This window comes from Sulfitobacter sp. KMM 9851 (genome assembly GCF_057178245.1).
The window spans coordinates 501,553-515,936 of the sequence record NZ_CM169991.1 but is presented as its reverse complement, the minus strand read 5'-3'; the positions used below and the strand labels follow the sequence as shown (position 1 = coordinate 515,936).

At 58.6% G+C, this 14,384-nt stretch carries 13 protein-coding genes; 9 read left to right on the top strand and 4 right to left on the bottom strand.

Annotated elements, in window-relative coordinates:
- Positions 1–50: 50 nt before the first annotated feature.
- The 6 genes from AC1965_RS02475 (at position 51) to AC1965_RS02450 (ending at position 6,595) form a co-directional block, all read left to right on the top strand.
- Positions 51–797: a prepilin peptidase gene (locus AC1965_RS02475; RefSeq protein ID WP_483885727.1), complete on the top strand. Its 747-nt coding sequence runs from the start codon at positions 51–53 to the stop codon at positions 795–797.
- Positions 798–868: 71 nt separating this feature from the next.
- Positions 869–2,506, top strand: a complete 1,638-nt coding sequence (locus AC1965_RS02470; protein WP_483885726.1) for a tetratricopeptide repeat protein — start codon at positions 869–871, stop codon at positions 2,504–2,506.
- A gap of 101 nt (positions 2,507–2,607) precedes the next feature.
- Positions 2,608–3,747 (top strand): SEL1-like repeat protein, encoded by a 1,140-nt coding sequence (locus tag AC1965_RS02465; protein ID WP_483885725.1) that lies wholly within the window; start codon positions 2,608–2,610, stop codon positions 3,745–3,747.
- A gap of 140 nt (positions 3,748–3,887) precedes the next feature.
- Complete coding sequence (locus AC1965_RS02460; protein WP_483885724.1) at positions 3,888–4,346, top strand: hypothetical protein; 459 nt, start codon at positions 3,888–3,890, stop codon at positions 4,344–4,346.
- A 62-nt stretch (positions 4,347–4,408) separates the two neighbouring features.
- Entirely contained in the window at positions 4,409–5,587 is a 1,179-nt protein-coding gene (locus tag AC1965_RS02455; RefSeq protein WP_483885723.1) for a hypothetical protein, read from the top strand.
- Positions 5,588–5,743: 156 nt separating this feature from the next.
- Positions 5,744–6,595, top strand: a complete 852-nt coding sequence (locus AC1965_RS02450) for a sulfotransferase family protein (RefSeq protein ID WP_483885722.1) — start codon at positions 5,744–5,746, stop codon at positions 6,593–6,595.
- Here AC1965_RS02450 and AC1965_RS02445 read toward each other — a convergent pair.
- A complete protein-coding gene (locus tag AC1965_RS02445; protein WP_483885721.1) occupies positions 6,574–7,473 on the bottom strand; it encodes a glycosyltransferase family 2 protein in 900 nt (299 codons plus the stop codon). The two genes, AC1965_RS02450 and AC1965_RS02445, sit on opposite strands and share 22 nt — an antisense overlap.
- A 146-nt stretch (positions 7,474–7,619) precedes the next feature.
- On the opposite strand from AC1965_RS02445, the gene AC1965_RS02440 reads away from it, so the two are divergent.
- Entirely contained in the window at positions 7,620–10,700 is a 3,081-nt protein-coding gene (locus tag AC1965_RS02440; RefSeq protein ID WP_483885720.1) for an FG-GAP-like repeat-containing protein, read from the top strand.
- Positions 10,701–10,717: 17 nt separating this feature from the next.
- Here AC1965_RS02440 and AC1965_RS02435 read toward each other — a convergent pair whose 3' ends face one another.
- Positions 10,718–11,395 (bottom strand): ArsR/SmtB family transcription factor, encoded by a 678-nt coding sequence (locus AC1965_RS02435; protein ID WP_483885719.1) that lies wholly within the window; start codon positions 11,393–11,395, stop codon positions 10,718–10,720.
- 70 nt (positions 11,396–11,465) lie between these two features.
- Between AC1965_RS02435 and AC1965_RS02430 the strand changes: the two genes are divergently transcribed.
- On the top strand, positions 11,466–11,789 hold the full coding sequence (locus tag AC1965_RS02430; protein ID WP_483885718.1) for an NIPSNAP family protein: 324 nt from the start codon (positions 11,466–11,468) through the stop codon (positions 11,787–11,789).
- Positions 11,786–12,130, top strand: coding sequence for an antibiotic biosynthesis monooxygenase family protein (locus tag AC1965_RS02425; RefSeq protein WP_483885717.1), 345 nt, complete (start codon positions 11,786–11,788; stop codon positions 12,128–12,130). Before AC1965_RS02430 ends, AC1965_RS02425 begins: the two co-directional genes overlap by 4 nt.
- A gap of 18 nt (positions 12,131–12,148) precedes the next feature.
- On the opposite strand, the gene AC1965_RS02420 is transcribed toward AC1965_RS02425, so the two are convergent.
- Together AC1965_RS02420 and AC1965_RS02415 are read right to left on the bottom strand one after the other, a co-directional pair.
- Complete coding sequence (locus tag AC1965_RS02420) at positions 12,149–13,678, bottom strand: cryptochrome/photolyase family protein (RefSeq protein WP_483886966.1); 1,530 nt, start codon at positions 13,676–13,678, stop codon at positions 12,149–12,151.
- The gene (locus tag AC1965_RS02415; protein ID WP_483885716.1) at positions 13,672–14,337 is read right to left on the bottom strand and encodes an SDR family NAD(P)-dependent oxidoreductase; all 666 of its coding nucleotides are present in this window, start codon (positions 14,335–14,337) and stop codon (positions 13,672–13,674) included. The genes AC1965_RS02420 and AC1965_RS02415 overlap by 7 nt, the downstream gene beginning before the upstream one ends.
- Positions 14,338–14,384 lie beyond the last annotated feature (47 nt).

Sequence of the window (14,384 nt, the reverse complement as noted above, 5' to 3'; positions counted from 1 at the left end):
AACGCAGGCACCCCATTTCGGCGGCTTGCCTTAGCCTCAAAAGGCCGCGAATGCCCGTTTCAGTCCCGCTCGTTCTGTTTTTGCTGCTGATCAGCCCTGCCGTGGGGTCCTTTCTGGCCGTGCTGGTGGACCGCTTGCCACGCGGAGAGAATGTGATCAGCAAACCCTCTGCCTGTCGGGGATGCGGTGTGCGGCTACGGTCCGGTCAGTTGGTTCCGATCCTGTCGTTCATTCAGCAGCGCGGCACTTGCAAGTCCTGCGCCACCCAGATCCCGGCTTGGACGCTCTACCTTGAAATCCTCGCGCTGGGCGCGGCAGTACTGGCGGTGATCGCCGGGGGCGGTATGCACAGCATTGCGTTGTCGGCCCTGTTCCTGTGGCTGCTTATCGCGCTTGGCGCCTGTGACCTGATCTGGTTTCGCCTGCCCGACGCACTGACCGCCACCCTTGCCGGGATAGCCCTGTTGATGGCCACAATGCCAGACGGCATGGGGCTGAGCACTGCAATGCTAGGTGCTGCAATCGGCGCCGGAAGCTTTGCGGTCATCAGGTGGGCCTATCAAGTCCTGCGCGGGCGCGAAGGGCTGGGGCTGGGCGACGTCAAACTGATGGCGGGGCTGGGCGCCTTTGCGGGGCCTTGGGATATCGCGCTGCTGGTCCTGCTGGCCGCGCTGCTGGCACTGGGTCTGGCGTTGGCGTACCAGCGCGGCTCAGGGCAAGGGGTGCAGGCGGACCACCCCCTGCCTTTCGGCGCATCGCTCTGCGCTGCTGCGGCGCTGCTATGGCTGATCAATTGACTTCATATTCGGTGCCTTTATGCTTCAATCTTGCCTTGCCCTGCTCTTTTGTTGCGACCAAAACCCAAGACATGATCAGCACCCCGGCCTGCCCCACCGCCACAAAAGAGAGCAATATGTCCGCATCTTCCCCTCAATTTACTGCGATTTTGGCGCTGCTGCTGATTGGCGCCGGCACCACCATCACTGCACAAGAGACAACACCAGCCGCGCCGCCAGTTATCGCGCCGGTCGACATGGCCGCAGTTGAACAAGCGTGGCAGCGCGGAGATTACGTCTTTGTCCGCCAAGGGCTAAAGACGTTGGCGGAACAGGAAAAAAGTGCACTGGCACTCTATCGTTATGGCCGCGTTCTGCTGGAAGGACTGGGTGGCCCCCGTGAACCGCAAGCCGGGATTACGGCGCTGGAACAGGCAGTGGCACAGAACCACGCCGCCGCTGCAACACTATTGGGCCGTGTATTGCTATCGGACCCCGGCACGCGCGATCCCGAACGCGCGGCGGCCCTATTTGCCAATGCCGCCGCACGAGGCGAGGCCGAAGCGCAATACTACCTTGGGTTACTCTACCGCAATGGCACAGGCGTTGAGCAGGATTTAACCACCGCATTCAATTGGTTTCTGGCGGCCAGCGAGGCCCAGAATGTCGCGGCACAATACGAGCTTAGCCGCGCCTATTCGCGCGGTGAAGGCACGCCGGGCGACAGCGGCGAGGCGCTGCGGTGGTTACGTGCCGCCGCCGAGGGCGGCCATGCCGATGCGCAGTACTTTTTGGCCTTTGCACTTGATACCGGTCAAGGCGCAACCCAGTCTGCGGCAGAGGCGCTTGATTGGTACCGCCGCGCGGCAGAGACAGGACACGTGTTGGCGCAACGCGCCCTTGGCACCAAATACCTAGGCGGCGCAGATGGTCATCACCCCGATGCAGACGAGGCCGAAAGGTGGCTGGAGGCCGCTGCGCAGGCGGGCGACCCCGGCGCGATGAACAACCTCGCCATTGCCTATGCCAAGGGTGACGTTCTTGCTCAAGATGATGCAAAAGCCCTGCGATGGTACGAGATTGCCTCGGATAAAGGACTGGCGCGCGCCAGTCGGGGTCTGGCGCAGATGTATCACGCAGGGCGCGGCGTCCCCGCTGATCTGGTCAAGGCAGTCGGCCTTTATGACCTTGCCTTTCGTCAGGGGGATCGCCCAGCAGCACAGCGGCTGGGCCAGCTCGCAGTCAGTGGTGAACTGGATGGCATCGTTGCCCCGCATGATGCTGTGCGCTGGGTGAAGGTACTGCTGACCGAAACTGGCGATGAATTAGCCGTCGACTGGCTGCAAAAACAGGCCACGGCACAGGTGCGCCCGGCGCAGACTGCGCTTGGCCTGTGGTATGTGGATCGGCAGACCAACCCAGACGAGGCGCATGAACTGCTAGATGCCGCTGCCACGGCTGGCGATGTAAGCGCGCAATATCATCTTGGTATACTGTACACGACAGGTGCCGCAGGGTCGCTCGACTATGTTCTGGCCCATAAATGGCTGAACATCGCCGCAGCCAGCGGCCACGACGCCGCTGCCGCAACCCGGTCGACGATAAATGACCTGATGACCCCTGAACAGATCGCTGACGCCCAAACTGCCGCTCGCGACTATTTCGACGGCGCAACAGCGCGCGCTCCGCAGACGTCGCAGGTCGTTCAAACTGCCCCGCAAGACCAATGAGAACGCGGCGCATTGCATGCGGTGGAGGCGTCCTAGGTCTCGCGCTGATAACCCTGCTTCCCCAAGCTACCGTGGCGCAAGACACCGCGCCGCCGCCCGCCATGACCGCCCCACAACAGCACGGAAATGCCGTCGCGGGCACGCCGGGCGCCCTGTACGAACTGGGCGTGAAATATCATAATGGCGACGGCGTTCTGGCTGACTACGCCAAGGCCGCCGAACTGTTCAGTCAGGCGGCGCAACAGGGCCATACTGGGGCTCAGAACCACCTTGCCCGCTATTACTTTGAAGGTCTGGGCGTTGCGCAGGACCGTGCCAAAGCCCTGCAACTTCTTGAGCAAGCGGCATCCGACGGCACGGCGCAACACCTCTTTGATTTGGCGCTTGTGCTGGAGAAGGACGCAGCGACCGTTGCGCGGGCGGCGGAGCTCTATGCACAGGCAGTCGAAGCCGGGCACCCAGATGCACCCGTCAATCTTGGCGTACTTTACCAGAATGGCATGGGCGTGGCACAGGATTTCGCCCGCGCTGCCGCACTATATCAGGCCCCGGCAGAGCGGAACCACCCCCGCGCGCTCAACAATCTGGGGGCATTGCACGTGCGTGGAAACGGCGTCCCGCAGGATTATGTCCGCGCCGCCGAATATTTCACCGCCGCTGCGAACCAGGGCCTAACCGAAGCACTAGCCAACCTTGGCGTTCTTTATGAAAACGGATTTGGCGTGCCGGTAGACGAAGCGCGCGCCGCAGATCTCTATCGTCAGGCCGGGCGCGGCAACAGTGCCGACCCGAGCGCCCCCCAAGACGGCCTCGGCCCGATATATGACCCCCGTCTGTTGCCACCAGATACCAGCGCACCGGGCCTCGGCGCCCTTCAAACCGCCGCGCAACTCGGCGACCCAGTGGCCCAGTTCCAGATGGCTTGGCTGTTAACCACCGCGCCAGATGCGCACTTTGATGACCACCGCTGGGCGGCCGAGCTGTTCCAACGCGGGGCTGATCTGGGCCATGGTCCATCAATGGCAAATCTGGGCGTGTTATATTTTCAGGGTACCGGCCTGCCGCAGGATTACGAATTGGGGCAGATGTGGCTCCTGCGCGCCGCATCTGCAGGTGTGGAAACCGCCAAAACACTCAGCAACATTTACAGCGCGCGCATGACTTCGGCACAGATCAACAACGCCCAGGCGCGCGCCGCAGATGAACACGGATCTCGACTTCAATCACAGGTAGAGCATTAAATCTTGCTCGCCGCGCATCTGTTCGGAAAAACACTTAAAAACAAAGACTAGCTGACAGCCTCGCGCCACAAATTTAACATTTTATTGCCCAGATGCCGCCTTTTATGGTATGCACCAGTTGAATTTGATTTACACTTTTCATGCCCGCTTTCTTTAACCTGCCACTTCTTCAGGATGCCAAGATGAAAACCCAATGGATGAGCCTCGGTCTTTGTGCGGTTTTGTCAGCTTTGCCTGCCGCTGCGCAAGAAACGCCAAAACCGGTTCAGCAGCACAACTCCAACGCCGTCTGGTTTGAAAACTGGACTGGCTTAAGCAATGCTTCGATGATCATCGCCAGCCCGGATGGAAAGGTTACCACGATCATCGCCGATAGCGGCACGCCCGTTTTCCAGTTGGAAGGTGGCGAGGTGCAAGATGGCATTTATCGCTATGAACTGACTGCTGCGACCAAGGAAACTGTCAAGATCGTAAACCCGATCGACAACGGCCGCGGCGACGCACAAAAAGACAGCCAAGCGATGCCATATTTTCTGAACGGACATTTCACCGTCTCTCGTGGGGTCATCGTGACGCCCGAAGACATCAAAGAAGAATAACCAATCAATTTCGGGTGACGCGGTTGCCAACATCCGAAGCAAAACACCTCAAGGGGGGATTTATGACACTTTTGAAAAAACGTCAGATGCGGGGTTTCGCACTGACAACCGCAAGCCTGGCCATCATGGCAAGCGGCGCATTGGCGGATCAGGTGATCCTTGACGATCTGATCGTCGATGGGTCCATCTGCGCCGGGTTTGACTGCGTGAATGGCGAATCTTTCGGATTTGACACACTGCGCTTGAAAGAGAACAACTTGCGCATCAAAGCGCAGGATACCTCCACTTCGGCTAGTTTTCCGAGCGTTGATTGGCAGATCACGTTCAACGACACCAGCAACGGTGGCCAAAACAAGTTTTCTATCGATGATATTGACAGCGGCCGGACGCCCTTCACCATCGAAGCTAGTGCGCGCACCAATTCGCTCTATGTCGACGATGCCGGGCGCGTTGGCGTCGGTACCGCGACACCTGTGATGCGCGTTCACATGAAAGACGGCAACACGCCCACGATGCGCCTTGAGCAAGATGGCTCGTCCGGCTTTACAGCTCAGACTTGGGATGTGGCAGGGAACGAAGCGGGCTTTTTCGTGCGCGACGCCACAAATGGCAGCACACTGCCCTTCCGCATCCTGCCGGGTGCGGCCAGCCAAGCTCTGGTGATTGATGGCAGTTCCGAGGTTGGTATCGGCGCGGGCACAAACCCATCAGCGGCCCTGCACATCAAACGCAGCGATAACTCTGTTCAGCTTCTGATCGAAGAAACCGGTGCTGGCTTTACCCAGATGCTCAAGCTGCTCAACAACGGTGCACCACGGGCTGTATTTGACAACTCTGCAACCGCAGGGGTGGGTGAATGGCATATCGGCCTCAGCTCGCCCGGTGACGAATTCCTGATCCGCAACCACTCTTCCGGAACAAATGCTGTCACCGTTTCACAGGCAGGCAACATGACACTGACCGGTAGCCTGATCACCACAGGCGGCGGCGGCGCCTGTACGGCGGTTGACCCTTGCGATGCGGTATTTGACCCTGAGAAATATACTGTTCCCAGCATCGACGATCATGCGCGCGACATGTGGGCCAATAAACATTTGCCTGCGGTTGGTCCGACAAATGCTGAGACGCCCATTGATATGACCGTCAAAATGTTGCGGATGCTCAACGAGCTGGAAAAAGCGCATATCTATATCGAACAGCTGCACACGCGCCTGTCCGTTCTGGAACAGCAAGACGGCTAATTCGCTTTTCCGGCGAACCGATACAATTAACAAGCGCAGTCTGCCATGGCTGCGCTTGTTTCTTTTCTATACCCTAGTCAGACATGCGCCAGCCGCAGTTCAAAAGAGGGTATTGCGAACATGCATTTCGAACCATCCAAGTCATCTCTCGCTCCCATGCCGTTTATCGTTGGTGTTGGCAGGTCCGGCACAACCCTGCTCAGGATGATGTTGGATGCACATCCTGAAATGGCCATCCCGCCCGAACTGAACTGGCTGGAAGCGACGATGCAGGATTTCGACGCCACAGAACCAGACCTCCAAGCGCTGGCAGACAAGATTGCCAAAACGCAGTCCTGGCCAGACCTCGACATATCCCGCGCCGAGTTGGGCCACCTGTTGCAGACCAGCCCGCCCCCCTTGGCACAGAGCTTTCTGCGCCAGCTATATCGCCGCTATGCCGATCGCTTTGACAAACCCAGATATGGTGACAAGACACCAAAGAACCTGCTGCGTATGCCGTGGCTGCAACAGGTCCTTCCTGAGGCCCGGTTCATCCACATCATCCGGGACGGGCGCGATGTGGCGCTGAGCCGTCTGTCTGTCTGGACGGGAGAACAATCAAATGTCGTAGCAATGGCCAGATACTGGAAAACGCAAATATTGCAGGCCCAACAAGACGCACCCAAACTGTCGCATTACCTTGAAATCCGCTATGAACAACTGGTGACCGACCCCAAGGTTGTGCTGCAAAAAGTCTGCGACTTCATTGATCTCGATATGCATCCCGCGCAATCGGCTTTTCACACACGCGCTGACGATCGGCTGAAAGAGCTTAAGGATTTTGAACACCACAGAATGATCAGCGCCAAAGAGCGCCGTGAAATGTTCACTCTCGCGTCCCAACCCCCAACAACAAGCAGGATCAACAAGTGGCGCACAGATATGTCAGCACCTGATCTGACACAATTTCATGCCATTGCCGGGGACCTTTTGCGAAAATTGGGTTATGATTTGCCAGCGGCGTAACCGGCAAGGGCGCGCATGATTGTATCATCCCTTGTCAGGATACCCCCTTCGACATCCGCTTCGACCCGCTGAGCAGAGGGTATCGCGTCATTAATTGCGGGCTCTATTCCTCGGTTGTTCAACAACCAATACCAGCGACGTTTGTGCCAACCCGCACTTTTGGGCAGATGTTCGTTACGCGCATAAGCCTCTCCACCGTTGCAGGACTTGATTATAAACTGCTGCTTTGACCGCACAGGGAAATGATAGACGACGATACCACTGTCGGAATCATCCGCCCCGGCAGAGACTTCGGCATTATGATTGCCCTGGCTGATTGAAATCATGTTTTCGGCACGGATCAGTACTTTGCCTGGCAAGGCGGAATAAAAATGTGGGTCAGGTCGAAAATCTTGCACGGGGTTTTGCAATTTAGGCAGTGGCTGTGGGTCAACCACCCGGTAAAGGATCCGCGATGCCCAAAGCGCGTCCTCAGGGGCATCATGCCCACATACCATATTGTACCTTTTACATCTGATCAGACTGATATCCGCATCTCGCCGATTTTCCACATTCGCGATTGCTGTCTTTAATGATTGGCCGCCAAACCACCAGAATTCATCCGCATCATTTGGCAAAATCCAATCCGCTTGTATCTCCTCTCGGGCAATACCCGCCAACTGTGACATCCACCGCCCCTGAGAATGGTCTCTGCCCGGTTCATCCATAATTTTGATGGGATACACTTTGGCCAAATCTGACAGGATGTCGCGTGTCCCATCTTTTGAATTGTTATCTAACACAATAGCTCCATCAATACCGCCTTCGAAATGAAATCGAAGATTGTCAGCGATGATGTCGTCCTCATCGCGCACGATCATGGTCATGACCAGTTTCATATCGTGTCCTCTGCCGCATACATCTTCTAGGTTTGTTTCCTGACCCGAATGGCATATTATCGGCAAGACTGGCAAATACCAATCTAGCTAGGAAATCCATTTTACTTTCAGCGCAGAGCGCCACCATACTCTTTGGAAAAGCCCGTATGTTTGTTAGCTATATTAAATCACCCTACAGCCTGCGCTTCATCCTCGCCGCGCTGATACTTATCACTTTAACCTATCTGTTCTGGACCGGTTCGCGCTATCCCGCGTTGGATGAAAAGGCAATGATGTCGGGCGCGATCCAGCTTGAGGATCCACTGGGATTTGAGGCTAAATACGCCCTGACCGCCGACATGGCCCTGCCGGAGCGGATATTCTGGACCACGCTTAACTGGATCAATACCAACAAAAAGGGCATGACCTTTGGCTTGCTCTTTGCTGCCGGTTTCCTGACCGTAACACCCTACCTCAAAAGACGCAGTTTTCGCGGGGGATTTGCCAATTCGATGCTTGGGATGGTGATCGGGGCGCCGCTGGGTGTCTGCGTGAACTGTGCCGCGCCAATTGCGCGTGGGATGTATTCGGCGGGGATGCGGGCGGAAACCACCCTATCGGCGATGATTGCGTCGCCGACGCTAAACATCGTGGTTCTGACGATGCTGTTCTCGCTGCTGCCACTGTACATGGCGCTGACCAAGATCGCGCTGAGCCTGTTGATCATTCTCGTGATCATTCCGCTGATCTGCCGCTATCTGTCCCAGGTCGAACTGCCCCCTGAAGAGATCGTATGCGCCCTGCCGGAAACGCCTCCCGCACCTCCCGGCAGCCTGCCGCGTCGGGAAAATCCGCTGCATTCGGTCGTAGCCATCGCCTCCGAATACCTGCGCAACCTGTGGTACATCGTTAAGATGACCCTGCCGCTGATGCTGCTTGCCGGGGTGCTGGGGGCAGCGGTCGCTACGCTGCTGCCACAATCACTGATCACCGGGCTGTCGTACTCCCTCATCGCGCTGGTGCTGATTGCGCTGGTCGGACTGTTCTTGCCCGTGCCCATCGCCTTTGATGTGGTGGTCTGCGGTGCCCTGCTGAGTGCAGGCTTGGCGCAGGGCTATGTTATGGGGCTGCTGTTCACGCTGGGGACGTTTTCGATCTATTCGTTCTTTATCGTCTACCAGGCCATCGGCGCACGCGCGGCGTGGATGCTGGCGGGGGCGGTGGCGGCATTGGGCATCCTCGCCGGGGTCGCCACGCAAAGCTATTACCAATGGCAAAGCAATCGCGCGCTGGACATCCTGCTGCAAGGCGACGCGCGCCCCGCCCCGCTGTTCTGGGCCGCCCATGCAGATGAGGTAACGCCGTGGCAAATCACCAGCGGCGACGCCGACCGCGTTACGGTCAGCGCTGAACCGCTGCGGCCTCTGTCACCCGCCGCCGATCAGCCTTTCACCCGGATGGAGGCCGACCAGATCGGCATCGACAAACCGATTGAGTTCTCTTTTCGCGACATGTGGCCACCGTTCTGGGAAGGCCGCGGCATTTCGTCGGGCGATTTCGACCGCGACGGCGACCTGGATCTGGTCATCGCCTCAACCGAGGTGGGACTATACCTTTACGAAAATGATGGCACTGGCCGGTTCACCCGCGTCGCCACCGATCTGGGGCCGCTTGGCGATGCCCCGGTATTTCATGCCGTCCTGGCGGATATCGACAACGACGGCTGGCCTGATCTCGTGCTGGGCACCTATATGCAGGGCAATTACCTTTGGCGGAACGTAAAGGGCCAGTTCGGCCCAGAGCCGCCGCGCTCGATCAAGAACCGCCCGGATGCTGTGATGACGCTGGCCTTTGCGTTGGCCGACCCCGACCGCGACGGGGACCTGGATCTTGCCTTGGGCAACTGGGCCGCCGGTTGGTACCGCCGCATCCCCGGCGAAGAGGCGCGCAATCGCATCGTCTGGAACGATGATGGCCAATTGACCGGCGACAAATTCACCGACCTGCCCGGCCTGCCCGGCGAAACACTCAGCATCCTGTTTTCCGACATCGACGGCGATGGCGATGCAGACCTGATCGAAGGCAATGATTTCGACATTCCCGATTACTTTTATCGCGGCGATGGCGCAGGCGGTTTTGCCATGATCGACCATGACAGCGGGCTGATTCCGCACACCACCACCACCACGATGGCTGTGAAAACCGGCGATCTGGCAAACGATGGCACCTTGGCGATCTACCTTGCGCAGATCGCGGGGCGGTCATCAGGCGTGTCAAAAACGCTCAAGATGCAGCCGCTGGCGCAGTACTGCGCCGGGATTCAGAACCCGGACGCGCGCGCGACTTGCCAGCAGAACATGCAGATCAAGACGTGGTACAAGTCCGGCAACAATTTTGATCCGGGCTATGCCAGCCGCTGTCAGGCGCTGGAGGGACGCTACCGTGATGAATGTCGCGCGATGCTGGTCAAAGATTTGGCAATCCAAAAGCGCGACCCAGCGGTCTGCGCCCTGATCCCGGCAGGCCAGCCGATTGCCCGGGCTTATTGCGATAACCACTTTCTGCCCGCCCGCAGCCCGCAGGCTGATGAAATTGCCTTGACCCACCCGCAAATTCTGCGCTCGAACGTGTTGCTGAACTGGGATGGCAGCGCCTATCAAGACACTGCCGAGGCACAGGGGCTGGATGTCGGCGGCTGGAGCTGGGACACCAAGCTGGCAGATTTTGATCATGACGGCTGGCTTGATGTCTATATCATGAACGGTACCTGGGTACCCAATGAAGTATCCCCGTCGAACATGTTTTTTCACAATCAGGGCGACGGTACCTTTGTCGAAGCGTCGGGCCCCTTTGGCGTTGAAGATTACCTGATGACCGCCACAGGCACCGCGTTCGATATGGACGGCGACGGTGATCTGGATATGGTCACGCACCCGGTCAACGGGCCGATCACACTATTTCGCAACAACGGCCAGACCCCCGGCATTGTCTTTGTTCTGAACGATCTGGCGGGAAACCGTGATGGGATCGGCGCGACGCTGACCCTATCGGATGCCAGCGGTCGCCAGCAGTCCCGCGAAGTGCAGCTTGGCGGTGGCTTCATGTCCTTCGACGCGCCGCAGGCACATTTCGGATTGGGGAATGAAACCCACGCAACACGGCTCGACCTGCGCTGGCCAGATGGCACGGTCAGCGTGATTGAAGGTACGCTTGAGGTTGGCAGCCGATATGTGATCATGCGGCGGTAACACCTCCGCGAAAACCGTCAGCCAAACTGCCGCTGAAACGCCGCCGCGCCCACAGCCGTAAACGCCACCACCCGCGTGTCCGCAACCCGCTCAGCCCAGCCCAACGCCTGCATCTGCGTCAGCAGCGCGCGCCCGACCGACCCGGCCAAGTGATTGCGCCGCGCGCTCCAGTCCAGACAGGACCGACAAAGCGGCGTTTTGCTGCGCCTGAGCGTGGCAAGATCAATACCGAAGCTATCAAGAAACGCCGCGCCGCTGTCGGTCAGGGTCACCTCTGTGCCATCTTCCTTTAGATGTCCGCGCGACAGCAGCCCTTGATACAGCGCGATCCCTTTTTCCCCTGCCAAATGGTTGTAGCACACCCGTGCCTCCCGCAGCGCCGCATCGCGCGGTCCGGTGCGGTTGCGCAGATGCCCCGCGCCCGCCGCCAGCCCCATCAGCGCCTCAAGCGCATGACCGACCTCGGCCCCCGCGAGGGTGAAATACTTGTGCCGCCCGGATTTTCGACAGCTAATCATGCCGCCTGCGTCCAGCTTGGCCAGATGCGCGCTGGTGGTTTGCAACGTTACACCCGCTTCGCCCGCCAGTTCAGTGGCTGTCAGGGCCTTGCCACTCATCAGCGCGGTCAGGATATTGGCGCGTGCCGGATCACCGATCAACGCCGCAATGCGGGATATGTCTGGGCCTTCCTTCATACTTCGACGCTAGCCGAAGCATTGACGCCGCGCAATCATCTATCAAAGGGACAGCACGAAAGGAAAAACCATGCTGACCTGTATCATCCGCTATCAAATCGACCCCACCAAACACGCAGAGTTCGCCCAGTATGCGCGCAATTGGGGTCAGGCAATCCCACGCTGCGGCGCTGATCTGATCGGCTATTATGCCCCGCATGAAGGATCATCAACGCTGGCCTATGGCATCTACAATGTCGCCGATCTGGCTGCGTATGAAACCTACCGCGCGCGGCTGCGCGACGATCCTTTGGGTCGCGAAAACTACGACTTTGCTCAATCGGAAAAGTTTCTGCTGCGCGAGGACCGCACATTTCTTAAGCTGGTGTCATCGCCACATGGAGCGCCCGAATGATTGCCGTAATTTTCGAAGTTTATCCTGACCCTGCGCGCCGTGAGGAATACCTTGCCATCGCCGCCAAGATGCGCCCGCTGTTGGAACAGGTGGACGGTTTCGTCTCGGTCGAGCGGTTTCAAAGCCTGACCAACCCCGAAAAGCTGTTATCGCTGTCCTTCTTCCGCGATGAGGAGGCGGTTGCAAAATGGCGTCAATTGACAGCGCACCGTGGCGCGCAACAGGCCGGGCGCGGGGGAATTTTCACCGATTACCATCTGCGCATCGCCCATGTGATCCGCGATTACGGCATGTTCGATCGTGACGAAGCTCCCGACGACAGCCGTGAAAGCCATGGCTAACAACGCGAACGCAGGCGTTCACACCACATCACCTCTATCAAGCCGCGCCAGCCACTCCCCGGCGTCCTGCAAAACCGTGGCGCGGCGGTCTGCGTCCATCCTGTCCCAGGTGGCATACATGTTGGTCATCCGCGGATTGCCCGCAAAACGGTCGCGGTGCCGATCCAGAAAATGCCAGTACAGCAGGTTGAAAGGGCAGGCCCTATCGCCGGTTTTCGCCGTCACGCTATAGCTACAATGTTTGCAGTGGTCTGACATCCGGTTGATATACGCCCCCGATGACACGTAAGGTTTTGAGGCAATCACCCCGCCATCAGCAAACTGGCTCATGCCCAGGGTATTGGGCGCCTCGACCCATTCATAGGCGTCGGCATAGACCTCAAGATACCATTCATGCACCTGCGCCGGGTCGATCCCAGCCAACAAGGCAAAGTTCCCGGTGACCATCAGCCGCTGAATATGATGCGCATAGGCATGGGTCTGGGTCTGGCCAACCACCTGCGCAATACAGTTCATCTTGGTTTCACCACCCCAGTAAAATCCCGGCAGATCCCGCTGGTGATCCAGCACATTGCGCGCGGTGTAGTCGCGCCCCTCGTGAAAATAGATGCCACGCATGTATTCGCGCCAGCCGATGATCTGACGAATGAACCCTTCGGCCGCGTTGATCGGTACATCGCCGTCCTGCCACGCTTTTTCGGCGGCCTTGCAGACCTCCATCACCCCCAGCAAACCCAGGTTGAGATAGGGAGATATGAGCGCGTGAAACAAATGCGCCTCGCCCTGTAGCATGGCATCTTGGTAATCGCCGAACCGCGGCAGGGCGTTCTTGATGAAATGGTCCAGCACCCTCAGCGCCTCGTCGCGCGTGGTGGCAAATCCGAATGGCTCCAGATCACCAAAGTTGTCGCCGTAGTGTTTGCCTACCAGATCCAGCACCGCACGCGTGGTCTTGTCTGGTTCAAAATTCACAGGCTGCGGCAGGTCGAGGTCCTCGCGCGCCGGTTTGCGGTTGTCGTGGTCATAGTTCCACTTGCCCCCTGCCGGGTCATCGCCCTCCATCATCAGCCCCGTTTTACGGCGCATCTCGCGGTAGAAATACTCCATCCGCAAGGCCTTCCTGCCCTTTGCCCATTGATCAAATTCGTCATGGCTGGCCAGAAAACGGTCATCCGGCAGGATATGGGTCTTGATCGGGGCATAAGTCAGCTTGTCGATCAGCCGCCACTCGCCCGGCTCTGTCACCATCACTGCCTTAGCGCCTGTTTCTTCGGCGCGGCGCAACAATTCGCCAACAATGGACCCTGCGTTCTCAGGGTCATCCAATTCGGTATACCGCAGCTCCCAGCCGTCTTGCCGCAGTTGCGCTGCAAACTTGCGCATGGCGGCAAAGACCAGCGCGATCTTCTTGGGATGGTGCCGGACGTATTCTGCCTCATCGCGCACCTCTGCCATCACGATGACATCGGTGTTTCGGTCCGCCCCACGCAGCGTGGTCAGATCAAGGCTGAGCTGATCACCCAGTATTAAAATCAGCCGTGTCACCAGACAACGGCCTTGCCAGCCCAATCAAAAAATCCGCCGCTGTCCGCTGCGGTCAGCCCGTCCATCACCCCAATCAGGTTTTCCGCCGCCTCGGCAGCTGGGACAGACGGATGGCGGCCCAGATATTTTTCGGTAAAGGGCGTCTGTACCGTGCCGGGATGCAGCGCCACGCAAATACTTTGCGGATGGCTGCGGCTTAGTTCAATTGCGGCGGTATGAACGATCTGATTCACCGCAGCCTTGGCCGCACGATAACTGATCCACCCGCCGATCCTGTTGTCCCCGATGGACCCAACCCGGGCCGATAGCACGGCAAAAACGCAGCGCCCTGTGCGCGGCAATAGCCCCGCCGCATGAGACAAAACCAACGCTGGCCCCACAGCATTGAGCGCGAACTGATCCAGCATCGCCTGTTGTGTAACATCGCGGATGGTTTTCTCGGGCACCGCTCCGGCAATCTCCAAGGCCCCGGTTGCAATTATGATCGCGTCAAACGGTCCCGTCAGCATGCCCAAGAGACGGCGCACCGACACGTCATCCGTCAGGTCCAGCCCATCCGCAGACCGCGACAGCGTAACAACATCATCACCGCGCGCGCCATAGGCTGCCGCCAGCGCCGCCCCGATGCCACCCGTCGCCCCAATGATTAAAATCCGGCTCATGCGTCACTCCTTGGGCTCACGAACTAGGCCACGCGCTGGAACTGGCA